The following is a 22,794-nucleotide window of genomic DNA, read 5'->3' as shown; positions in this document are numbered from 1 at the left end:
GGCTGCACTGGTGGGCACCGGCTGCACTGGTGGGCACCGGCTGCACTGGTGGGCACCGGCTGCACTGGTGGGCACCGGCTGCACTGGTGGGCACCGAGTGCATCGAGCTTCACGGAACAGCGGCATCGAGCCCCTATTTAACTCGTATCACCGCTTTGCGTCCGCCTACGCATGCTGCCCCTGCTACCCTGGCCAACACACGCCCTCCTATGTCGCATCCGGTGCTCGACCTCTTCCCCCGGCCCAAGCCCGTCATCGGCATGATCCACACCGGGCCAACGCCCGGCGCTCCTGGGTCTGACACGTGCGGCTGCCGCTCCGTCGATTGTGCTGTCGAGCGCGCACTCATGGAGGCGATGGTCTACCAAGAGCTCGGCGTCGATGCGCTGCTGGTGGAAAACATGCACGACTTCCCGTGCGTGCACGAGCGCGAGCACGGGCCGGAGGTAGCAGCGTTCATGACGCGCGTCGCCTCGGAGGTCAAGCGCCGCGTTCGCGACATGCCCGTGGGGATCCAGGTTCTCTTCCAGGCCAACAAGACCGCGCTGGCTGTGGCCCGCGCTGCAGGCTGCGACTTCGTGCGCGCCGAAGGCTGGACCTACGCGCACGTGTCCGACAAAGGCATCGCCGATGCGCAGGCAGGCCGCGTCCTCCGCTACCGGCGTGCCATCGGGGCCGACCACATCCCGGTCTTGTGCGACATCAAGAAAAAGCATGCGGCCCACGCGTGGACGGCCGACCTCTCGATCGCAGACATCGCACAGACGATGGCGCTCCACCGTGCCGACGGCCTCGTGGTCACCGGCTCTTCGACGGGCCTGGCTCCTGACGTGAGCGACCTCGAAGAGGTGCGCGCCGTGTCGGACCTGCCGCTCTTCATCGGCTCAGGCCTCGACCGCGACAACTTCGAAGACTACGCGCGCCTCGCCGACGGCTTTATCATCGGCAGTGCCTTCAAGGAAGGCGGTCGCTGGAACGCCCCGGTGTGCGAGGAACGCGTGCGCAGCCTCATCGGCACCATCGAGTACGTCCGCGGGCGTGAGAACGCCGCCGTGCGTGACCTCCGCTGATGGTGTCTTACGCTGCCACGACGGAAGGCATCACCATTGCCGTCCGCCCGGTCTACCTCGACGGGGATTCCGAGGCACTAGGTGGGAGGTTCGTGTTCGCCTATTTCGTCCGGATCGAGAATGACGCGCACGGCGAGGTCCAATTGCTGCGACGCCACTGGATCATCACCGACAGCACAGGTAAGCGCACCGAGGTGGAAGGCGAAGGGGTTGTGGGCGAGCAACCCGTCCTCGGCCCCGGCGATGTCCACGAGTACCAATCGTTTTGCGTGCTGGAAACCTTCACCGGCACGATGGAAGGGAGCTACCTGATGCAGCGCGAGAATGGCGAGCGCTTTCGCGCGCAGATTCCACGGTTCTACCTCGCCGCGCGAGCGAACTAGCAGCGCACTCGACTACACCGAACCGGTTGTGGCTCACTGGAGCCGAGTGCGATCTTCGGCAGCATAGGATCTCTAGCCAGTCACGGACAGCGCAGGCTCCTGGATCTCGTCTGTCTCAGGCTCCACGTCAATGATCAGGCGAGGCGTACGGTCCCAGGTGATGTAGGAGTAGACCCACGAAAAGAAAACCGCGACCTGGTTGCGGAAGCCAGCCAGCTTGACGACGTGGACGAACACCCACGCACACCACGCGACGAAGCCCTTCATGCCCGTCCCGTTGGGCAATTCGAGGATCGCTCGGTTGCGTCCGATTGTAGCCATCATGCCAAGGTCGTTGTAGACGAAGGCCTCCGGGCCGAGGCCGCGGTGTGCGCGTATCGCGTTCCCCGCAGCCTGGATCCCCTGCTGGATGGCTACCTGTGCGACCTGTGGATAGAGCACGCCCTGAGGGTCTGCCGCTCCTGCAATATCGCCGGCCACGAAGACATTGGGGTGCATCGGAAGCCGGAGGTATTCGTCGGTGACCAGCCGTCCCCCCCGCGTCTGTTCGATGCCCTCCGTCTCTGACAGTACATCCGCGAGTGGATTCGCCCGCACGCCTGCGGCCCAGATGAGCGTCTGCGTCAGAATGGCCGTCCCATCCGCGAGACGCACCTCGGTGGGCGTGACCTCCGTCACAGCCGTCTCTAGGCGCACATCCACGCCGATATGTTCGAGGGCGTCCTTTGTGTAGACCTGCAGGTCCGCCTTGTAGGGCAGCATCAGCGCGTCCGCACGCTCAAGTAGGATCACGCGGACGCGGTTGAGGTCGAGTCCCGGAAAGTCCTTGCGCAGCACCTGGTCGAAGAGCTCGCGTAGGCCCCCGGCCATCTCCACGCCCGTCGGGCCGCCACCGACGATGACAAAGTTGAGCACCCCACCCTCGATCAACGCCGGATTGCGGTTCGCTTCCTCGAAGCAACGCAGCACGTGCGCACGCAGCTCGACGGCATCGGCGACGTTTTTCAGGGGGAAGCCGTGTTCCTCGGCACCCTCGACGCCGTAATAGGCCACCGAAGCGCCCGCCCCAATGATGAGCGAGTCGTAGTGGATCGGCGGCCCCTCTTCGACGTGCACGAGCTGCGCTTCCAGATCGACACCGAGGACGGTGGCGAGACGGAAGTCGAAGTTGTCCTGCTGCTGGAAGATGTGGCGAACCGGCATGCAGATGTGTCCGGTCTGCAGGCCTGATGTGGCAACCTGATAGAGGAGCGGCTGGAATTTGTGGTAGTTGTTTCGGTCCACCATCAGCACGTCCACGTCCTCGCCACTGAGGGCCTTGCATGCTTCAAGTCCTGCGTGGCCCGAGCCGATGACAACGATGCGAGGCCGGTGGACCAAGCCCTCGGCGCTGAGTTGTCCGTCGGTGCTGCGGATGGCGGTAGCGGATGTTGCCATGACGTTGCGGCGGTGTACCTAGTTGTTGGATGGTGCCTATGGACGCGATCAGTACGGCGTACGTCTCCGAGGTCACTAGGTTGTTTGCCTCATGCGAAGACGCGGCGTCCAGACTTTTCGCTGGTTCGAGGAACGGCACGCACCTTGCGCGGAGAACCGTAGCCGCGTGCACACGGCGGTTCGCCCGCCAATTGACTACGATTCTCCATCTTCCGTTTCGCAACCTCCCATGGGCAAACAACAACTGCTCCTCATCGTCCTCGGCATCATCGCCACGTTGCTGGCGATCAACACGGGGTTGAACTTGTTCGATGAGTTGGGCGAGCGCAACGCCTACGACAACATGGCCCAGGAAGCGGTCTCGGTGGCGGCGAAGGCCTTTGCCTGGCGCGCCTCCCCGAGCGCGATGGCCGGGGGCAACAGCGCGCAGTACCTCAACGGCGTCACAGCGGAAGCCCTCGGCTTCGAGCGCTACCAGAACGGCACGCCGCTCGACTTTCACGACGACGACGCCTACCGCTGGATCCGGGGTGAAAACTCATCCCGACCTTATGTCCAAATCGCGTCCAAGCGATACCCCGACTTGATGGTGCAGTCCCACGTCTACGGCGCCGACGAGGAGTGCATGACGTTCCGCACCATCCGTCGCCTCGAAGGCTTCTGGGTGCCCGACGGCCCGGTCCCTGATGAGCCTGCCGGCTGCGCGGGCTGGCGCTAAGCCCCGTCTGTTTCCCCAAGCGGTCCGCTGGTGCATCCGGCGGACCGCTTTTCGTTGCGCGTAGTTTTCGGCTCGCTGCCTCCGCGCTTCGCTCACCCCTCAATGCCCCCTGCTACCGACGGCCCGGTCCGGGTCGGCCTCCTCTACGGCGGTCGCTCCTCCGAGCACGATGTCTCGATCCTCTCCGCTCGCAACGTCCACGAGGCACTCGTTGCCCAGCCCAGTCGCTACCGCGTCGAGGCGATCTGTATCGACCGTACCGGCCATTGGCACAGGACCGCTACCGTAGGCGCTCTCGATGGAGCTGCCCTGGAAGATGAGATCGGGCACGTCGGCACCTGGGGCCTCGACGTGGTGATCCCGATGCTGCACGGGCAGAACGGCGAGGACGGACGCGTGCAGGGCTTTCTCCAGACGCTCGGGCTGCCGTACGTCGGCCCGGATGTGCTTGCCTCGGCGGCATGCATGGACAAGGAGGTCACCAAGCGCATGCTCCGCGACGCGGGACTCCCCATCGTACCGTTCCACCTCGTCCGGCGCGGCGACGTTGCCGACTATGACCAGGTCGCGGACGAACTCGGCCCGGCCTTATTCGTGAAGCCCGCGAACTCAGGCTCCTCGGTGGGTACCTCCAAAATCGCGGACGCGGACGACTTCCAGGCTGCCCTTGACGACGCGCTGCAGTACGACCATAAGGTGCTCGTTGAGACGGCGATCCACGGCCGCGAGATCGAAGTCGCGGTCCTCGGTAACCTTCACGGCGAGGGCGCCCCGATGCGCGCGTCTATGCCGGGCGAGATCGTCAACACGGCCCAGTTCTATACATACGAGGCGAAGTACCTCGACCCGGTCGCGGCGCGGATGCAGGTCCCCGCCGACCTTCCCGCTACAACCGCCGAGCAGATTCGCGCTCTCGCCCTCGACGCGGCGCGCACGCTTGGCTGCGAAGGCCTCGCTCGCGTCGACTGCTTCCTCGCCGACGACGGCGCCGTGTTCGTCAACGAGATCAACACGATCCCCGGCTTCACCGCGCGGAGCATGTATCCGGTGATGTGGGCCGAGAGCGGCCTCCTGCTCCCCGACCTCCTCGCCACGCTGATCAATCTCGCGCTTCAGCGCCACACGCGTGACGAAGCGCTTTCTACGAACCGATAGCTATGGCCTTCTCTACAGATACACGGACGATCCAGCCCGGTGACACCTTCGTCGCCATTCGCGGCGAGACGCACGACGGGCACGACTTCGTAGCCCAGGCCGCCGTGAGGGGTGCAGTCGGCGTGGTCGTCGAGCGCGCAGTGGAGGTACCCGAAGGCGTCACGGTGACACACGTCGAGGACAGCGTCGCCTACCTCGTTGCGGAGGCGCAGGCGAAAATCGCCGCGGTGCGGCCCGCTATCGTGGCGATCACAGGCTCCGTCGGCAAGACGACCACGCGAGCCGCGCTCGAAGCGGTACTCGCGGAAGCGTTCCCCGTCGTGGCGTCGGAGGGCAACCGTAACACGCCGCTCGGCCTGGCGCTGCTCATTCTCAACCGCACCATCGCGCCCGACACGGTGATGGTGCTGGAGATGGGCGCGCGGCTCATGGGCGACCTGAAGGAACTGTGCGCCTACTTCCCGCCCACCGTCTCGGTCATCACTAACGTGCGCGGCGTCCACGTCGAGACGTTCGGCAGCATCGAGGGCGTACAGCGCGAGAAGTCGGAACTGGTTCGCGCCCTCGACCGCGACGGCACGGCGATCCTCAACGGCGACGACCCCCGCGTGCGCCAGATGGCCGCCGTCAACGACGGGCGTAGCGTCTACTACGGGACGAGCAAGGACAATGACCTCCGCCCTGCCCTCATCAGCGCCGACCTTCCGCTCCTAGGCGACCACGCTGTCCTGACGGCGCTCGCCGCCTACGGTGCCGGGCAGGCCCTCGGCATGACCAACGCGCAGATCAACGCCGGGCTCGCGAAGATCAAGCCCGAGAAAGGCCGCCTCAACCGCCTACGCGGCATCAACGGCAGCACGCTTATCGACGACACCTACAACGCCTCGCCCGACCCCGTCCGCGCCGCGCTACGCGTGCTCCGCGACCACGAGGCCAGCCGCCGGATCGCCTTCCTCGGCGACATGCTCGAACTCGGTGATCAGGAAGTCGCCCAGCATGTCGAGGTGCTCAATGCGGCTGTCGAGATGGCCGATCATGTGCACACCGTGGGGCCACGCATGGCGAAGGCAGCGGCTAGCTTTCTAGACGACCGGCGCTCGTCGGTCACCACCCACGAGACGTCCGCGGCCATCGCTGAGGCTATCAACGCTGGTACGCTCCTGGTCGCCGAGGGCGACGTAGCGCTCGTGAAGGGCTCGCAGGGCATGCGCATGGAGCGCGTCTCCGAGGCGCTGCTCCACCCCGACCTTGACGCGGCGGACCACCTCCCGCGCCAGTCGACGAGTTGGAAGCAAATCGCGTAGGCTATCTCACCGCAGCGGAGCGAACAGCCGCGCCGTGCAGAGCACAAATCCATCTGGAGTTATCCATGCAGTGTGGCATTACTCGTGTGCCGCGCTCTGACGCTTCCACGTTCCGCTGCGATCTACCGCGAAACCGACTGCTGTTCGTTGGCGCGTCCGCTGAGACCTGCCGCTTCGAGGGGAACGGCCAGGATGTCCTCCCCATCCGTGAAGACAAGCAATCTTAGCGCTTCGACGGGCTGGACGCCCCAGACGTAAGGGAGCGCGGCGATCTTTCGGGCGGTGGGCCCCTCGGGCACGCCGAGTTCAACGGCCCATACCCCGTTCAGGTCTCCGGGGTCGCACACGTCGTCGAGGCACCGCGTCACGAGGAGCGCCTCATCCACCGAGGACACGACCCCGTCGAATGTCGTCCCCTCGTCCGGAACATACAGCGGGGCGTTTGGGCCGAGTCCCTCTCCACGACGCCGGGCGACATAGATGCCGTTGCCAGCACTTCCATCGGACTTGTAGACGAGCAAGTCGCCGGCGTCGGTCAGCGCGGGGTACGAACCGCTCACGCCATACTGCGCGGTCAGGCTCTCTGGCTCCGACCACGTCCCCTCCTCGTAGCGAACCTGCAGGAGCGGGCCGTTCGATCCGACTGCATACACCACCCTCTCGCCGTCCGGCGATACCGCGAGGTTGTAGACGGGGCCGACGCCAGGAATCCGCTCCACACCCCAGCCATCGTCAGTCAACCGGGCGACGAACGGGATTTTCTCAGACCAGTCGTCACCGTACCGTGCGAACACCATAACCCGGCCGTCGCGGGAGAACGACGGGGAGGTTTCCGACGCGCTCGTGCTGATCGTTCCCGGTGCCAGCGGGGCCGCCGTCATGAATGGGCGCGGCCTATCGGTTGTGGCCAGCGTCCGAGCCTCGACGCGCTCTGCCACTCCGTCGCGACTTCGCGTACGGATCGTCCAGCGACCTGCTCCGTCGAACGCCTGGTAGGCGTAGCGGAACGAGGCCACTCCGTCGGACGCAGCGGCGCCGCTGCGCTCGATTCGCCGGAAGTCCCACCCGCGCTTCGTCTCGTCGGTGTTCCACAGCACGTCTTCTTCGCCATACTGCGAGCTGTCGGCGCGATAGTATCGCTTGCGAACCTCGCGGCCGTCCGCGTCGAGGTCGGCTTCGGTCCAACCCGTGACGTCGCCTAGCTCTGAGTAATACGTCGTCGTGAGCAGTGGCCCATCGTCGGCGTAGGTGAACGTCTCTCGGTAAGGGGTCAGCTCGCCGCTCTCGAAATAGATCGCCTCTGCCTCGCGGCCGTCTTGGTCGTGGAGCACGAAGAGCAGCAGGGTGGACGCGCCGTCGGCGTCCGTTACGTCGAGGCGAAGCCGACGGCCGTCGGGACCGAGGTAGGTCTGCTCCGATCCGAGGTACGCTCCGGTGAGGGGATCGAAGACGTCGATGCGCTCCGCCGTGATCGTCGAGGACTCCGCCGGGAGCGATAGCGTGAACAGGGCAGCCCAGATAGCGAGCATCGGCGTGGTCAAGTATGTGTTCTCAGCATCAGGACGCCGTTGACAGATCTTTTGGGTTCGACTCAGGTCTGCTCGTCGTCTAGGAGTAACGAGTAGAGGTTGCGCAGCGGAGCCTCCACCGCGAACGCCTAGGACCGGACGACTGCATCCAGGCCCAGGTAGGCGCGGAGTTGCCAGTCGTCGTCGCCCTCGGGGGTCGGAGATTCTGCAAGACGAGCGGACGGCCTGGGTCCACCAACCAGACTTCCGGTACGGTCGGCAATGACATGTAGCGCACGAGCTTCTCGCCCCGGTCCACCTTGGCCGTCGACTCCGACGACACCTCAACGACCAGTTCTGGGTTGAGGAGGATGCGCGGCCGGCTGTCGTCGTCCTCCGGGCGGTGTGCCACCGCGACTTCAGGGTAGGAGTAGCGTCCGACCTCGCCTGTCGTCACGTTCTGGTCCGAGGATAGTGCACGGCAGCCTCGACGCGTCAGCCGCTTTCCAAGCTCACGACAGATGGTGTCTTTGAGTTGGTTGTGCTCCGGCACTACTCCGGCCAGGGCCGTGACCCCATCGGGCTCGTAGCCATTGACGGGCCAGATGATGCCGTCCCAGAACTCGTAGCGCACGCCGTTCGGCGCGTTGCGGTCGATCTCGTGGTATTCCTCCTCGGTGTAACGCCGGTGGCGCTGGACGGCGGCAGGCATGACGGACACGGGCAGCTGTAGACAACGGAGCCCCAACGTACGCAGACGCAGCTCGCTCCGCCATGCCTACATATTGCGCCGGTACTGCCCGCCTACCTCGAAGAGCGCTTCGGTGATCTGACCGAGCGAGCACACGCGGACGGCGTCCATGAGCGCCGCGAACGTGTTACCGCCCTCGCGGGCTACGTCCATGAGGTGCATGAGCGCAGCCTCGGCCCGGTCCGTGTAGCGGTCCTGGAAGGCGCGGAGGTTGCGGATCTGGTGCTGCTTCTCGTCGTCCGAGGAGCGCATCAGTTCGACGGTCTGCGCGTGCTCCTCCGCATTCGGATTCTGGAACGTGTTCACGCCTACCACGGGCAGGTCGCCGGTGTGCTTGCGGTGCTCGTAGAGCATCGACTCCTCCTGGATTTTGCCGCGCTGGTACATCGTCTCCATAGCGCCGAGGACGCCGCCGCGCTCGCTGATCCGCTCGAACTCGACGAGCACGGCCTCTTCCACGAGGTCGGTCAACTCGTCGATGAGGAAGCTGCCCTGGAGCGGGTTCTCGTTCTTCGCCTGGCCGAGTTCGCGGTTGATAATGAGCTGGATCGCGATAGCGCGGCGGACCGACTCCTCAGTCGGCGTCGTGATCGCCTCGTCGTAGGCGTTGGTGTGGAGGCTGTTGCAGTTGTCGTAGATCGCCATCAGCGCCTGGAGCGTGGTGCGGATGTCGTTGAAGTCGATCTCCTGCGCGTGCAGGCTGCGGCCGGACGTCTGGATGTGGTACTTCAGCTTCTGGCTGCGGTCGTCGGCGCCGTAGAGGTCGCGCATGGCCACGGACCAGATGCGGCGGGCGACGCGGCCGAGCACGGCGTACTCGGCGTCCATGCCGTTCGAGAAGAAGAACGACAGGTTGCGCGCGAAGGCGTCCACGTCCATGCCGCGCGCGCGGTAGTACTCCACGAACGTGAAGCCGTTGGCGAGCGTGAAGGCGAGCTGCGTGATCGGGTTGGCGCCCGCCTCGGCGATGTGGTAGCCCGAGATCGAGACGCTGTAGAAGTTGCGGACGCCGTGGTCGATGAAGTACTGCTGGATGTCGCCCATCATCCGCAGCGCAAACTCGGTCGAGAAGATGCAGGTGTTCTGCGCTTGGTCTTCCTTTAGGATGTCGGCCTGGACCGTCCCCCGCACGGAGGCGAGCGCCCTTGCTGCGAGGTCGTCGTACTCCTCCTGGCTCAGCACGCCCTCTGCCACGAGTTCGGGGCCGCTGATGCCGAGCAGACCGAGCCCGAAGCCGTCGTGGTTGGGCGGCAGGCCCTCGGCGATGCCAGTCGGGCCGTAGGGGACATACTTCCGCCGCCCGCGCTTCGCGAGCACGGCCTTTGCCTCGGGAACGCGGCCCTCTTCCTGGAGGTAGCGCTCGACTTGCTGGTCGATGGCGGTGTTCATGAACATCGCCAGGAGCATCGGCGCAGGGCCGTTGATCGTCATCGAAACGGACGTCGTCGGCGCGCAGAGGTCGAAGCCGGAGTAGAGCTTCTTCATGTCGTCGAGCGTGCAGACCGAGACGCCCGCGTTGCCCACCTTACCAAAGATGTCGGGGCGCTCATGTGGGTCGCGGCCGTAGAGCGTCACGCTGTCGAACGCCGTCGAGAGGCGTGCGGCGGGCATACCCTCGCTGACAAGATGGAAGCGGCGGTTGGTGCGTTCCGGGCTGCCCTCGCCCGCGAACATGCGCGTCGGGTCCTCGCCGGTGCGCTTGAGCGGGAAGACGCCCGCCGTGTAGGGGAAGTAGCCGGGGAGGTTTTCGAGGAGCGCGAAGCGGAGCCGGTCGCCCGCGTCGGAAAGGCGCGGCAGGGCGACGCGCGGCACCTTCGTGCCGGAGAGCGTGGTGTGGTAGAGCGGTTGGCGGATGTCGCGCCCGCGCACCTGGTAGACGAACTCGTCCTGGCGGTAGCGCGCGGCGTTTGCATCCCAGTGCTCCAGCAGATGGCGGCTGCGCGCATCGAGTTGGCTCCACCAGTGGTCGACCATGTCGTCGAGGCGTGCGGTGAGCTGCGCGGCGTCTGGCGGCGCCCAGGCCTGCACCTGGTGGCGCGCCCCTTTCGCCTCGCCCCACATACGCGCGACTTCGGCCAGTTGCTCGGCGTGCTGGTGGTAGGTGCGGCAGGTGTCGGCGATCTCGGCGAGGTAGCGCTGGCGCTTCGGCGGGAGGATGGCGAGCGCCTCGGGATCCATCGGCGGCAGGCTCTCGGTGCCGAACGTGGCCGAGGTACGGCCGAAGCCGTGCGCGTCGTTGAGGCGGTCGAGGAGCGCGAGGTAGAGGCCCGTCACGCCGGGGTCGTTGAAGCGCGCCGCCATCGTCGGGAAGGCGGGCATGGCGTCGGGGCTGCGGTCGAAGGCGGCGCGGTTGCGCTGCATCTGCTTCTTGATGGCGCGGAGGGCGTCCTCGGAGCCGCGCCGCTCGAACTTGTTGAGCGCCACCACGTCGGCGAGGTCGAGCATCCCGATCTTTTCGAGCTGCGTCGGCGCGCCGAAGTCGTGCGTCATGACATATAGCGTGAGGTCGGCGAGGTCGACGGCCTCGGTGTCGCTCTGCCCGATGCCGGCGGTCTCCACGATCACGAGGTCAAAGCCCGCCGCCTGGCACACGCCGATGGCATCGCGGAGCGCCTGGCTCGTGGCGCGGTGTGCCTGCCGCGTGGCGAACGAGCGCATGTAGACACGGGCGCGGCCGTCAGCGTCGCGGGCGAGGTCGCCGTAGAGGCTGTTGAGCCGGATGCGGTCGCCGAGGAGCGCCCCGCCCGTGCGCCGCCGCGTCGGGTCGACGGAGAGGATCGCGATGCGGAGGTCCTCGAAGTCGGTGAGGAAGCGCCGGACGAGTTCGTCGGTCAGCGTGCTCTTGCCTGCGCCGCCCGTGCCGGTGATGCCCAGCACTGGCGCGGTGACGTGTGGGGGTGCGGTGACGTGTGGGCGTGCGGGGGTGTGGGAGGTGGGGAGTGGCGCTCCATCTCCGCTAGGCTCGGTGGCCTGAAGCTCGACCGCGGTGAGGGCCTCGGCGACGGCCTGGACATCGGAGGGGTGCAGCCGTGTCGCGGTGTCACGGTGGCGCGGTGTTTGGTTCTCGTCACCGTCGTCCCCGTCCCCTCTCCCTACTTCCCTATCCCCTGCCTTCGCGATCATGTCCGCGATCATGCCTTCGAGGCCGAGGCGCATGCCGTCCTCGGGGCTGTAGATCTTCGCCACACCGTAGGCCTCCAACTCGGCGATTTCCTCCGGGACGATGACGCCGCCGCCGCCGCCGAAGACCTTGATGTGGCCCGCGCCTCGCTCGCGCAGGAGGTCGACCATGTAGCGGAAGTACTCGTTGTGCCCGCCCTGGTAGGATGACACGGCGATGCCGTCGGCGTCCTCCTGGATGGCCGTTTCCACGAGATCGAGGACGGAGCGGTCGTGGCCGAGGTGGATCACCTCGGCCCCCTGCTGCTGGAGGATGCGCCGCATGATGTTGATGGCAGCGTCGTGCCCGTCAAACAGGCTCGCAGCCGTGACGAAGCGGACGGGGTGGGTCCGGGCCTGTGCGGCGGTGATCTGAGCAGTCGTGGGGAGATCGGCCATGTCGATCGGAAATGAGATTGGAAGCGCTACCACTCCCGGAAGATATCCTGCCTCGCCGGTCGAAACGGTTCAGCCTGCTCGAAATTTCCCGACCGCACGCGACGCGCTCGACTTCGCATCGGTCGGGCGGCGGCAATCGGATGAGCGGGGGTAACGATGTGCAGAGGCGTTGACTTAGAGCACGGGCAGGTGTCGATGTGCCCATGCGTCGTGGGGCAGCCTTTCGTTTTTTCGACGGCACGGGTAAGGGCTCTGCGCAATACGCCGTCCAACTAGCACAATTGATGTTGCGACTTCGATGTTGCTCCACCTATCTTCAACCCAACACACGCCCTCCCATGGCAACGTTCTCCGTTCCCACTCTCGACCAGATCATCGACGCCGGCGCCCGTGCGACGCTGGAACAGATCCAGCAGCAGATCGGGATGGTCCCCAACCTCTACGCCTTCGAAGCGTCCTCGCCTGAGGCTTTCCAGACCAACCTCGCCTTCGCGCACGCCATCGAGAACGCACGCTTCACCAACCGCGAGGTGCAGGCCGTCTACCTCACCACGAGCGAAGTCAACGCGTGCTCGTACTGCCTCGCCGCGCACACCGCGCTGGCCAAGATGAACGGCTTCAGCGAAGCGCAGACGTTCGATCTCCGCGCTGGCACCATCAACGACCCGAAGCTTGGTGTGCTCACCCGTCTCACGCGATCCTTTGTGAAGACGCAGGGTCGCCCCGATGCCACGCTCGTCGACGCCTTCTTCGATGCGGGCTATGCGCAGGCGCACTTCGTGGATCTCGTCGCGCTCATCTCCGTCAAGACGCTCTCGAACTACCTCCACAACGCCACGGACCTCCCCGTCGACTTCCCCGCTGCCAAGGCACTGCCCGAAGCCATTGCGGCCTAAGTCTCCGGAAGCAGGCTTCCTGTGTGGGTCGGGTACGCCCCGTCGTGCCCGGCCCACGTCTCCGTGTTTTCCCAGTCTCATGGCAACTCTTCCTCGTTCCGACGCCCGCTTCACCAGTCCGCACCATCGCCTGCGGGCGACGCTGCTGCGCTCGGCGGCGTGGCTCAAGGAGGAATTCAACGCGTTCCTCACGCCGCACGGGCTGACCCAGCCCCAGTTCAACGTCCTGCGCATTCTCCGCGGTCAGGAGCGACGGGCGCCTGGCGTCCCGCTGAGCACGAAGTGCATCCGCGAGCGCATGCTCGACCGAGGCTCGGACACGTCGCGGCTGGTCGCACGGCTCGAAGGACGCGGGCTGGTCGAGAAGCGCCCCAGCGACACCGACCGCCGTCGCGTCGTGGTGGCGCTGACCGACACAGGCGACGCCCTACTCGCCGAGATCGACGCGCGCGTGGACGCGCTCGACCAGGTTACCCAGGCCCTCTCCGACGCCGACGCCAACCGGGTTGCGGATCTGCTCGACCAACTCACAGCCTGACGGCTAGCGTACGTCCTGCGCGGTGTCCGTCCTGAACGCGCCGTGTTCGCCTTTCTTCTACTCATCGCACCTCTACCCTCTTGAAGCTGCTCACACCCTACCGGCTCGGTCCGCTTACGCTGCCCAACCGGCTGGTGATGGCCCCGCTGACGCGCAGCCGACATCCGGATCACATCCCCAACGTCCTCGCGCCGACGTACTACGCACAGCGCGCTGCAGCGGGCCTGCTCATCGCCGAGGCCACGCAGGTGACGCCGCGCGGTGTGGGCTACCCAGACACGCCCGGCATCCATAGCGACGCGCAAGTAGCGGCCTGGCGCGCAGTCACAGACCTCGTGCACGCCGTGGGCGGCCGTATCGTGCTGCAGCTCTGGCACGTCGGGCGGCGGTCGCACTCAGCGTTCCTCGACGGCAAGCTCCCGGTCGCGCCCTCGCCGATTCCGATCGCGGGCAAGCGCGTCCCGCTCCCGGACGGCTCGAAGGCGGACTATGAGGTGCCGCACCCGCTCTCGGTCGACGAGATCGCCGAGACGGTCGAGGCCTTCCGGATCGGCGCAGCCAACGCCAAGCGGGCGGGCTTCGACGGCGTCGAGATCCACGCGGCCAACGGCTACCTCATCGAGCAATTCCTCGCGAGCGGCACCAACACGCGCACCGACGCCTACGGCGGCTCCGTCCCCAACCGCGTTCGGTTTCTGCTCGACGTCACCGAGGCGATCTTACAGGAGTGGGACGCCGACCGTGTGGGCGTGCGCTTCTCGTTCGGGACCGGGGCAAACGGCGTCGTAGACGACGACCCCGTGGCTACGTTCGGTTTCGCCATCGAGCGGATGGCCGACGCGGGCCTCGCCTACGTCCACGCGATGCGCCCGAATCGCTACATGGGCACCGCTCAAGATGGGCAGCCCGACTTTATCCGGCTTGCGCGCCAACGCTTCCCGCGCACCGTGATCGCCAACGGCGACTACGACCGCACGGACGGCGAACGGTCGGTGCGCGACGGTCAGGCCGACCTGATCGCCTACGGCCGCCCGTTCATCGCCAACCCCGACCTTCCGCTCCGCTTCGCCGCGCAGGCCGCCGGGCTCGACGCCCCCATTGCGACGGCCAACCCGCGCACGTACTACGGCGGCGGTGCCGCTGGCTACACAGACTATCCGCTCTGGCACGCCTCTGACGTGGAGGTCCGTCCCCTCACCCAAGCAAAGGTCGCCTGACCTTCAAGCCCTGCCTTCTCTTCTACCGTCCCCTCATCAACCCTCGTTACACGCATGTCCTCCTCTGTCTCCCGCCGCGACGCCCTGCGCGGACTTGGCCTCCTCGGACTCGGCACGGCCGCTGCCCCTGCCGTCTTTGCCAGCACCCCGTGGCCCGTGGCCTCGCATCCCGACGACCACGGCGCGACGCCCACACCGTACTACCGCGCCGAGATTGGTGACATCACAGCCCACGTCTTCCTCGACACCGTCTTCAATATCCCGCCTGCCGCGTTTGCCACGAACGCCGAAGAGGGTGCGATCCAGGACCTTCTCGCCGCGCACAACCTTCCGACCGACAATGCCGCAACAGCCGTGAACGTGCTGCTCCTGGAGACCGGCGGTGAGCGCGTGCTTATCGACACGGGCGTGGGCGGCGAGAACGGGCAGCTGCTCAACGGCCTGGCAGGCGCCGGCCTCTCCCCGGGCGACATCGACAAGGTGGTGATCTCGCACTTCCACGGCGACCATGTCGGCGGCATGGTGCGTGACGGCGCACCGACGTTCCCGAACGCGTCCTATCACTTCCCCGCCCCCGAGAAGACGTTTCTCGACGGCTATGAGCCGGGCGACAACGCGCAGGCCAACCAGGGCGTCGCGATGGCGCTTGGGGTGCTACAACCGTTGATGGATGCGGGAGTGCTGTCGCTCTTCGACGACGGCGCGTCGCTCGCCGAGGGTATCACGGCCAAGGCGGCGCCGGGGCACACGCCTGGCCACATGGCCTTCCAGATCGCCTCGGGCGACGCGAGCCTGCTCGTTACGGCAGACGCTGCCAACCACTACGTCGCCACGTTTGCGCGCCCGGAGTGGATCTTCGCCTACGACACCGTCCCGGAGCAGACGGTCGCGACGCGGCGCATGCTCTATGGCATGGCTTCGGACGACGGCGGGCGCGTGTGGGGCACGCATATGCCATTCCCCGGCTTCGGCATGGCGATCCGTGAAGGCGAGGGCTTTCGCTTCATCACGGCCCCGTAGCTGGTGTTCATCTCCCTGCAGACGCGTCGGTACGTCCGGCGCGCCTGTTCTCCTCTGCGGTCCTCCCCATGCGCGTCTTCCTGCTCGGCCTTCTCCTCTCCCTTACCGCGTGCCAAGCGCCCGACACGCCTGCGGACCTGGCCTCCTCGGACACTGCGGCCCTCGCGATGCCGTCGGATGCCGCCGTCGAGGCCCGCGCTGCTGAAGCCACAGCCCGACTCGACGCCTCAGAAGCCGGACGGCGCGTCCTCGCTGCCATCGACGCGCATGGCGGGCTGACGACGTGGTACGGCAACGGTCCGCTGCACTTCCGATACGCCTACTCGCGCCTCGGCGGCGGCGCGCCAATCGACACCGAGCAGACGATCGACACCTTCAGCAGCCGGGCCGTCCATACGCTGATGCGCGACGCCGCGGGCGAGCCCATGGACGACGGCCCACGCTTCGGCTGGACGGGCACGACCGCCTGGGTGAGTGATACGACCGCATCGCTGCCCACCGACGCACGCTTCTGGAGCCTGACGCCCTACTACTTCGTCGCCATGCCGTTTGTCCTCGCCGACTCTGGTGTCAACCTTGAGATGGCAGGGACGATGACCTTCGAAGGCCGGCTGTACGACCTCGTCTACGTCACCTTTGACGAAGGCACCGGCGACGCGCCAGACGACTACTATTACCTCCTCCTCGACCCTGAAACTGACCAGGTCGGCGGCGTGCGTTACATCGTCTCCTATCCCGCCTTCTTCCCGGACGGGGGCTTCAACCCTGAGAAGCTGATGATCTACGACGGTGCACAGACGATCGCGGGGCCGGAAGGCGCCATCCTCCTGCAGGAAGGCTTCCGCTCGTGGGCCTGGACCGGCGACGGCATCGGCGCGCCCTCGGCCGAGGGCACCGTCACCGACATTGCGTTCCAGCCTGACCTGTCCGACGAGGCCTTCGCCATGCCAACCGGTGCGCACCCTACGAGCGCACTGTAGGCGTCTAGTCGGTAGCTGTCCGCCGCTACTCCACCGTCACACTTTTGGCGAGGTTGCGAGGCTGGTCAACGTCGCATCCGCGCATCACGGCCACGTGGTAGCTGAGTAGTTGCAGCGGGATCACCGTGAGCAACGGCTCTAGGCAGTCGAGCGTCTTCGGCACGGGGATGACGTACTTGCAAAGGTCGTCGAGTTCGTCGTTGCCTTCGTCGGTGATTGCGATGACCTCGCCGCCGCGGGCGACGACCTCCTCGATGTTGGAAACGACCTTCTCATAGATCGCGTCGCGCGTGGCGATGAACACGACCGGCATGAACTGGTCGATGAGCGCAATCGGGCCGTGCTTCATCTCGGCTGCCGGGTAGCCCTCGGCGTGGATATAACTGATCTCCTTGAGCTTGAGCGCACCTTCGAGGGCGACGGGGAAGTTGCAGCCGCGCCCGAGGTAGAGGAAGTTCTGGGCCCAGCGGTAGTCGCGCGCGATCTGCTCGATGGTGTCGTTGAGCTTCAGCACCTTGCGCATGAGGTCGGGGATACCCGCGAGCGCGTCGAGGTAGGCTTGGTAGGCTGGCATCGAGCCGTTGTGATCGACGCCGCGCTCCTTCGAGAGCATGAGCGCGATCATCGTCAGCACGGACACCTGCCCCGTGAACGCCTTCGTGGACGCCACGCCGATCTCCGGTCCAGCGTGGAGGTACGCACCCGCCTCGGTTTCGCGCGCGATTGTGGAGCCGACGACGTTGCAGATTCCGTAGACAGGCACGCCTGCTTCCTTCGCCTTGCGCAGCGCCGCGAGCGTGTCGGCCGTCTCGCCCGATTGCGAGATCACGAACATCACATCGCCCTCCTGGAAGACCGGGTTGCGATAGCGGAATTCGCTCGCATAGTCGACCTCGACGGAGATGCGCGCGTGCCGCTCGATGAGGTACTCCCCGACGAGCCCGGCGTGCCAGGACGTTCCGCAGGCGCAGATCAGGATGCGCTTCGCGTCGCGGAGCGTCTGAAGAACCTCCGGCGTCTGGAGGCCGCCGAGGTGAATCTCGCCAAGGTCGGGCCGCAGGCGTCCGCGCAGACCGTTCTCGATGGCCTCGGGCTGCTCCATGATCTCCTTGAACATGAAGTGCTCGTAGCCTCCTTTCTCGATCTGCTCGAGGTCCCACTCCAACTCGTGCACCTCCTTGGCGACGGGCGCGCCCTCGATGGAGAAGACCTCGTAGCCATCGCGCCGGACGACAGCCATCTCGCCGTCGTTGAGGTAGACCACGTGACGCGTGTGCTCGATGAGCGGGCTTGCGTCGGACGCCACGAAGTTCTCGCCCTCACCCAGACCGAGGATGAGCGGGCTCCCGAGCCGCGCCGCGATGAGCATGTCGGGGTCGTCCTCGCTCACCACGACGATGCCGTACGTACCGCGCACCTGCGTGAGCGCCTGCCGCACGGCCTCGGCAAGCGAGAGGCGCGTCTTGCGCTGCACGTCGTCGATGAGGTGAACGAGCGCTTCCGTATCGGTGTCGCTGTGGAACGTGTAGCCGTCGGCGATGAGGCGCTTGCGGATGGCACCGTAGTTCTCGATGATGCCGTTGTGCACGAGCGCGAACCGCCCATTCGGGGCCGTGTGCGGGTGCGCGTTGACGTCGTTCGGTGCGCCGTGGGTAGCCCAACGCGTGTGACCGATGCCGAGCGTGCCGTGCACCGGGCTCGCCTCGAGCGCGCTTGCAAGTTCGCCGACCTTGCCCCGCTTCTTGCGGATCGAGACGCTGCCGTTAACGACGGCCACGCCGGCCGAGTCATACCCGCGGTATTCGAGGCGCTTGAGGCCGGTGACGAGGAGGTCGCTCGCTTGACGCGTGCCGATGTAGCCGACGATGCCACACATAGACGTTGAGGAGGGTCGCAGAGGAAGAGGGCGAGACGCAACGATGGCATCAACTCCGAAAAGCATGCCAATCACCCACATGGAACCGATCCCACGGAGCGGGCGCAAACTACACGCGCCGCACGCTCAGACCAATTCCAGCGCCGGGCTTGGCCAAATATGTGGCGATCCGCGCCTACCAGCGCTGCCTGCGAGGTGCTAGGCCTCCGCGAGAGGAGCGCGCACCGTGCGGCCCACGACCTCGGCTACGCGACGTACCTGCGCCATGAGGTCCGCGAACTGGTCGAAGTAGAGGGACTGTGGGCCGTCTGAGAGCGCGCTCGGCGGGTCGGGGTGCGTCTCGATCATCAGGCCGTCGGCGCCGACGGCGGCCCCGGCGCGCGCGAGCGGCAGGATCTTGTCGCGTAGGCCGACGCCGTGGCTCGGGTCCACGAAGATGGGCAGGTGGCTGTGCTTCTTGATGACAGGCACCGCTGAGAGGTCGAGCGTGTTGCGCGTTGCCGTCTCGAAGGTGCGGATGCCGCGCTCGCAGAGGATCACGTTGGGGTTGCCGCCCGCGAGGATGTACTCCGCGCTCATAAGCCACTCCTTGATCGTGGCCGAGAGGCCGCGCTTGAGGAAGACCGCCGTGTTGGTCTTGCCGACCTCCTTCAGCAGCGGGAAGTTCTGCATGTTGCGCGCGCCAATCTGGAAGACATCGGTGTACTGCCCGATCAGTTCCACGTCGGCGGGGCGCATGACCTCGGTGATGATTTTGAGGCCGTGGCGGTCGGCCGCGGCGCGCATCCACTTCAGGCCGTCCTCGCCGTGGCCCTGGAACGAGTAGGGCGACGAGCGCGGTTTGAACGCGCCCCCACGCAGAACCGGCACACCCTGCGACGCCACGAAGGCCGCCGACGCCTCGATCTGCTCCTCGCTCTCGACCGAGCACGGCCCGGCCATCACCACGAACTCGTCGCCGCCAAGCACGACACCGTCGCCGAGATCAACGGTCGTGTTCTCCTGCCGCCACGTGCGGCTCGCGAACTTGTACGGGCTCGTCACGCGGTACACGTCCGCGACGCCTTCGAGGATCTTGATGTGGCGGACGTCGAAGTCGGGCTGCACGCCGATGGCGCCGAGCACGGTCTGCGCCTCGCCGGAGGAGCGGTGCATGTCGAAGCCGTATCCGTTCAGGCGCGCGATGACGGCTTCGATCTGGGCCTCAGAGGCCCCGCTTTGCATGACGACAACCATGAGAACAGGAGAGTGGTGGCTGGGTGAGTGCAGGGATGCGTCCGAACGAGAAGGTAGGCCGGACGTTCGGACCGAGATGGGCTTTTCCCCGGCCCCCCGTCTTCTCACGCAGACTTCATGCTCCGATTTTCGTTTTTAGATTTCTGACGTGCGGTTGCACAGAAACCTCTTCCCCAAATCGTCCATCGGAAATCATCCATCAGCAATCTTGTACCGCTCCAGCGTGAAGCTCTCGCCGAGGTAGTGGCGACGCACCTCCTCGTCGTCGGCGAGCTCTTCGGCGGTGCCATGCTTGTAGATCGCGCCGTCGATGAGGATGTACGCGCGGTCGGTGATGGCGAGCGTCTCGTGGACGTTGTGGTCCGTGATGAGCACGCCGAGGCCGCGCGCGCTCAGGCCCGCCACGATCTGCTGGATGTCCTCCACGGCGATGGGGTCCACGCCCGCGAAGGGCTCGTCGAGCAGGAGGAATTGCGGGCGCGTGGCGAGGGCCCGGGCGATCTCGGTGCGCCGCCGCTCGCCGCCGGAGAGCATGTACCCCTTCGAGCGCCGCACCTTCTCCAGGCCAAACTCCGCGATCAGTTCTTCGACGCGCGCCTCGCGGTCGGGCTTGTCCATCTTCTGGAATTCGAGCACCGCCATGATGTTGGCCTCGACGGTGAGGTTGGCGAAGACCGACGCCTCCTGGGCGAGGTAGCCGAGGCCGCGGCGCGCGCGCTGGTACATCGGCATGCGCGTGAGCCGTGTGCTTGCGTGCCCCCCCTGTCCGTCGGGTTCGTCGAGGTAGATGTGCCCGTCGTTGGGCCGCACCATCCCGACGATCATGTAGAACGTGGTTGTCTTCCCCGCCCCGTTCGGCCCGAGCAGCCCGACGATGCGCCCCTGCTGCACCTCCAGGCTGATGCCCTTGACGACGGTGCGCTTGCGGTAGCGTTTGACGAGGCCTTCGGTGCGGAGTACGCGGGCGTCGGCACGGTCGAGCACGGGGGAAGGCGCGGGAGCCTGCATAGCGTGGTGGATTCGGGGAAACGGTCGCCCCACGAAACGCCTGGGGCGCGACACGTTCCCAAACTACCGCCTCACGTCCACGCCGCCTCGGTGTCATCGCCGTTGACGAGGCCCTGCGCCCACGCCCACGCGACGGCCTGGGCCCGCGTCTGCACCCCGATCTTGGCGTAGACCTGGTGGACGTGCTTCTTGACAGTGCTCTCGGTGATGTAGAGTCGCTCCCCCACCTCAGCATTCGAGTAGCCCCGCGCGACCTCCAGCAACACCTCGCGCTCGCGCTCGCTCAGCGCATCGAGAGCGCCCGGCTCGGGCCTGCTGCGCCGCTGCCCCACGAAGAGCGCTGCGATCCGCCTGGAGAGCCAGCCCGTCTCGCCGCGCGCCGCGCCCTGCACGGCCTCGCCGATCAGGTAGAGCGACTCCTGCTTCGTGAGGTAGCCCGCCGCGCCGCGTTCGAGCACGCCGAAGATGTACTCGTCGTCCTCGTACGCGCTCAGGATGAGCACGGGGAGGTCCGGGTGGCTCTGCCGGAGCCGGTCGAGCACGTCGAGGCCGGAGAGGCCCGGCATCTGCAGGTCGAGCACCAGCACGTCGGGCGGCATCGCCTCCACGGCGGCGAGCGTCGCTGCCCCGTCGCTGGTCTCGGCGAGGATCGTGCATCCCGCTTCCTGTTCGAGGAAGGCCCGCAGTCCAGCGCGGAAGGTCGGGTGGTCGTCGGCGATGATGACGCGGGGGGACATGCAGGAGGCGCAGTGTGGAGATGGTGCGAGGCGAGGTGCAAGATCGGCAGGCCGCAGACGCGCGGCAGCCCGGCGCGGCCCACCAACCGCCCCAAGCCACCGCGTTCCTCCCAGCCGACGAGCGGCTGGGCTGGCTTCGTCGAGCCTGGCTCCGTCTACTCAGCGACGTAGAACCAGACTTCGTTCATGCCTTCGAGGTAGCGGGTCGGGTCGGTAGCATCGCGCACCTGCTGCCCGGCTGGGACAAAGCGTCCCCCGGCGATCTCGAACGAGTAGGTCCGCACTTCGTCGTCCACGTTCGGCCCCGTGAGCGTGAGTTCGAGCGTGTAGGCGCCGTCGATGAGGTGCTCCATGCGCAGCACCTTCGGTGAGCCGACGCAGTCCTGCGGGAGCAAGTAGAATGAGGCCGTGTAGGGCCCGGTGCTGTGATCCGCCTGCGTGTACGCTCCCAGCGGATCGTCGACGCGCTGGCACGTTCGGTCGATGTCGTGCGCAGCCACCGTCCGCCCGCTGCGCTTGATGACGGCGACGTACTCGAACTCGGTGCGCCGTTCCAGGTCTGCGCGCAGCGCCTGCTTGTAGAAGCTGAAATAGACCTGCGGCGAGGCGTCGATCTCGCGGCTGTTGAACGAGACATAGCCAACGTCGTCCCACAGCCCCCGCAGGAAGAGCGACGCGCCTCGTGTGCTGTAGGGGTCGCTGCTGCCCCTGCTGACCACCTCGAAGGGGAAGGTCCAGAAGAGCCGATCGTCGAGGTAGAAGTCGAGCTGATACGAGCCGGCAGTCAGCATGTCGTTGACACCCGGCTCGTAGTTGGCCTCGGGCTGCTTGTTGCCCGAGAGCGTGCGGTTGAAGCTGAAGTCCATCGACGGGCCGTTGTGGACGCTGCTGCCGCTGTAGTAGCGGTGCCAGACCTCAGCCCCGCCCTTGACGAGCTTCACATGCATGCGCTGCTGGTCGTAGTAGTCGACAGCGGCTCCGTTGGCGTCCTTCGTCGGCACGAAGACGGCGGTGAAGTCGGTGAGCGCGAACCGCCCGTCGGCCTCAAACTCGACGTAGTCGAGCAACCGCGCGGTGTGGATTGCCGGATCGAACGGACGGTCGTAGACGAGCGGAGCCAGCCCGGTTGGCTCCGGTGTCGCGACCTCTTCGGTGTCTTCGAGCCCACGACTTTCGAGGTACTGCTCGCGGCGGCTCGGACGCTCAGCCTCGGCGGCACTCTCGTCATTGCTGTCGCGCTGCACCTCCTCGGCGGCCTTGCGGGCCCGGTCGCGAAGGCGGTCGAACTGTGCGCTGCTCTCAGGGACCGCTGCCACTGCCAGGAGGCAGCCTAGCAGGAAGAGCGCCATGTGGCGGGAGCAAGCACGGGTCGTCATGGTCGGAGCCGGTCGGTGGAGGAGGC

The 22,794-nt window shown here is 66.4% G+C and carries 19 protein-coding genes; 10 read left to right on the top strand and 9 right to left on the bottom strand.

Annotation, left to right across the window (positions count from 1 at the left end):
* Positions 1–209 precede the first annotated feature (209 nt).
* Positions 210–1,070: a BtpA/SgcQ family protein gene (locus AAFU51_00445; GenBank protein MEO1569716.1), complete on the top strand. Its 861-nt coding sequence runs from the start codon at positions 210–212 to the stop codon at positions 1,068–1,070.
* On the top strand, positions 1,070–1,453 hold the full coding sequence (gene apaG, locus AAFU51_00440) for a Co2+/Mg2+ efflux protein ApaG (GenBank protein MEO1569715.1): 384 nt from the start codon (positions 1,070–1,072) through the stop codon (positions 1,451–1,453). Before AAFU51_00445 ends, apaG begins: the two co-directional genes overlap by 1 nt.
* A 72-nt stretch (positions 1,454–1,525) precedes the next feature.
* On the opposite strand, the gene AAFU51_00435 is transcribed toward apaG, so the two are convergent.
* Entirely contained in the window at positions 1,526–2,890 is a 1,365-nt protein-coding gene (locus AAFU51_00435) for an NAD(P)/FAD-dependent oxidoreductase (protein ID MEO1569714.1), read from the bottom strand.
* Between the two features lie 229 nt (positions 2,891–3,119).
* Here AAFU51_00435 and AAFU51_00430 point away from each other — a divergent pair, with 229 nt between their 5' ends.
* From AAFU51_00430 to murF, 3 genes are all read left to right on the top strand, one after another.
* Positions 3,120–3,608 (top strand): hypothetical protein, encoded by a 489-nt coding sequence (locus tag AAFU51_00430; protein MEO1569713.1) that lies wholly within the window; start codon positions 3,120–3,122, stop codon positions 3,606–3,608.
* 102 nt (positions 3,609–3,710) lie between these two features.
* A complete protein-coding gene (locus AAFU51_00425) occupies positions 3,711–4,763 on the top strand; it encodes a D-alanine--D-alanine ligase family protein (protein MEO1569712.1) in 1,053 nt (350 codons plus the stop codon).
* Between the two features lie 2 nt (positions 4,764–4,765).
* Positions 4,766–6,067, top strand: a complete 1,302-nt coding sequence (gene murF, locus AAFU51_00420) for a UDP-N-acetylmuramoyl-tripeptide--D-alanyl-D-alanine ligase (GenBank protein ID MEO1569711.1) — start codon at positions 4,766–4,768, stop codon at positions 6,065–6,067.
* Positions 6,068–6,189: 122 nt separating this feature from the next.
* Here the strand turns inward: murF and AAFU51_00415 are convergent, their stop codons facing one another.
* The 3 genes from AAFU51_00415 to AAFU51_00405 all read right to left on the bottom strand — a co-directional run bounded on the left by AAFU51_00415 (position 6,190) and on the right by AAFU51_00405 (position 11,884).
* Complete coding sequence (locus AAFU51_00415; GenBank protein MEO1569710.1) at positions 6,190–7,596, bottom strand: hypothetical protein; 1,407 nt, start codon at positions 7,594–7,596, stop codon at positions 6,190–6,192.
* A gap of 79 nt (positions 7,597–7,675) precedes the next feature.
* Positions 7,676–8,287 carry a Uma2 family endonuclease gene (locus AAFU51_00410; protein MEO1569709.1) on the bottom strand — a complete coding sequence of 204 codons (612 nt, stop codon included), beginning with the start codon at positions 8,285–8,287 and terminating at the stop codon, positions 7,676–7,678.
* Positions 8,288–8,353: 66 nt separating this feature from the next.
* Positions 8,354–11,884 (bottom strand): methylmalonyl-CoA mutase family protein, encoded by a 3,531-nt coding sequence (locus AAFU51_00405; GenBank protein MEO1569708.1) that lies wholly within the window; start codon positions 11,882–11,884, stop codon positions 8,354–8,356.
* A gap of 338 nt (positions 11,885–12,222) precedes the next feature.
* Between AAFU51_00405 and AAFU51_00400 the strand changes: the two genes are divergently transcribed.
* From AAFU51_00400 to AAFU51_00380, 5 genes are all read left to right on the top strand, one after another.
* Positions 12,223–12,780, top strand: coding sequence for a carboxymuconolactone decarboxylase family protein (locus AAFU51_00400; protein MEO1569707.1), 558 nt, complete (start codon positions 12,223–12,225; stop codon positions 12,778–12,780).
* Positions 12,781–12,859: 79 nt separating this feature from the next.
* Positions 12,860–13,318, top strand: coding sequence for a MarR family transcriptional regulator (locus AAFU51_00395; protein MEO1569706.1), 459 nt, complete (start codon positions 12,860–12,862; stop codon positions 13,316–13,318).
* Positions 13,319–13,398: 80 nt separating this feature from the next.
* Positions 13,399–14,535, top strand: coding sequence for an alkene reductase (locus tag AAFU51_00390; protein MEO1569705.1), 1,137 nt, complete (start codon positions 13,399–13,401; stop codon positions 14,533–14,535).
* 54 nt (positions 14,536–14,589) lie between these two features.
* Positions 14,590–15,555 (top strand): MBL fold metallo-hydrolase, encoded by a 966-nt coding sequence (locus AAFU51_00385; GenBank protein MEO1569704.1) that lies wholly within the window; start codon positions 14,590–14,592, stop codon positions 15,553–15,555.
* Between the two features lie 68 nt (positions 15,556–15,623).
* Positions 15,624–16,535 carry a hypothetical protein gene (locus AAFU51_00380; protein MEO1569703.1) on the top strand — a complete coding sequence of 304 codons (912 nt, stop codon included), beginning with the start codon at positions 15,624–15,626 and terminating at the stop codon, positions 16,533–16,535.
* A gap of 25 nt (positions 16,536–16,560) precedes the next feature.
* Here the strand turns inward: AAFU51_00380 and glmS are convergent, their stop codons facing one another.
* The 5 genes from glmS to AAFU51_00355 form a co-directional block, all read right to left on the bottom strand.
* On the bottom strand, positions 16,561–18,411 hold the full coding sequence (glmS, locus tag AAFU51_00375; protein MEO1569702.1) for a glutamine--fructose-6-phosphate transaminase (isomerizing): 1,851 nt from the start codon (positions 18,409–18,411) through the stop codon (positions 16,561–16,563).
* Between the two features lie 198 nt (positions 18,412–18,609).
* A complete protein-coding gene (gene aroF, locus AAFU51_00370) occupies positions 18,610–19,647 on the bottom strand; it encodes a 3-deoxy-7-phosphoheptulonate synthase (GenBank protein MEO1569701.1) in 1,038 nt (345 codons plus the stop codon).
* A gap of 192 nt (positions 19,648–19,839) precedes the next feature.
* A complete protein-coding gene (gene lptB / locus AAFU51_00365; GenBank protein ID MEO1569700.1) occupies positions 19,840–20,631 on the bottom strand; it encodes an LPS export ABC transporter ATP-binding protein in 792 nt (263 codons plus the stop codon).
* Between the two features lie 95 nt (positions 20,632–20,726).
* Positions 20,727–21,392, bottom strand: coding sequence for a response regulator transcription factor (locus AAFU51_00360; protein ID MEO1569699.1), 666 nt, complete (start codon positions 21,390–21,392; stop codon positions 20,727–20,729).
* A gap of 155 nt (positions 21,393–21,547) precedes the next feature.
* Positions 21,548–22,768 (bottom strand): hypothetical protein, encoded by a 1,221-nt coding sequence (locus AAFU51_00355; protein ID MEO1569698.1) that lies wholly within the window; start codon positions 22,766–22,768, stop codon positions 21,548–21,550.
* Between the last annotated feature and the right edge of the window lie 26 nt (positions 22,769–22,794).

This window comes from Bacteroidota bacterium, assembly GCA_039821555.1.
Classification (GTDB): Bacteria; Bacteroidota; Rhodothermia; order Rhodothermales; family Rubricoccaceae; genus JBCBEX01.
Note: the sequence above shows the minus strand (reverse complement) of the source record. Positions and strands in the feature narration are given on the sequence as shown.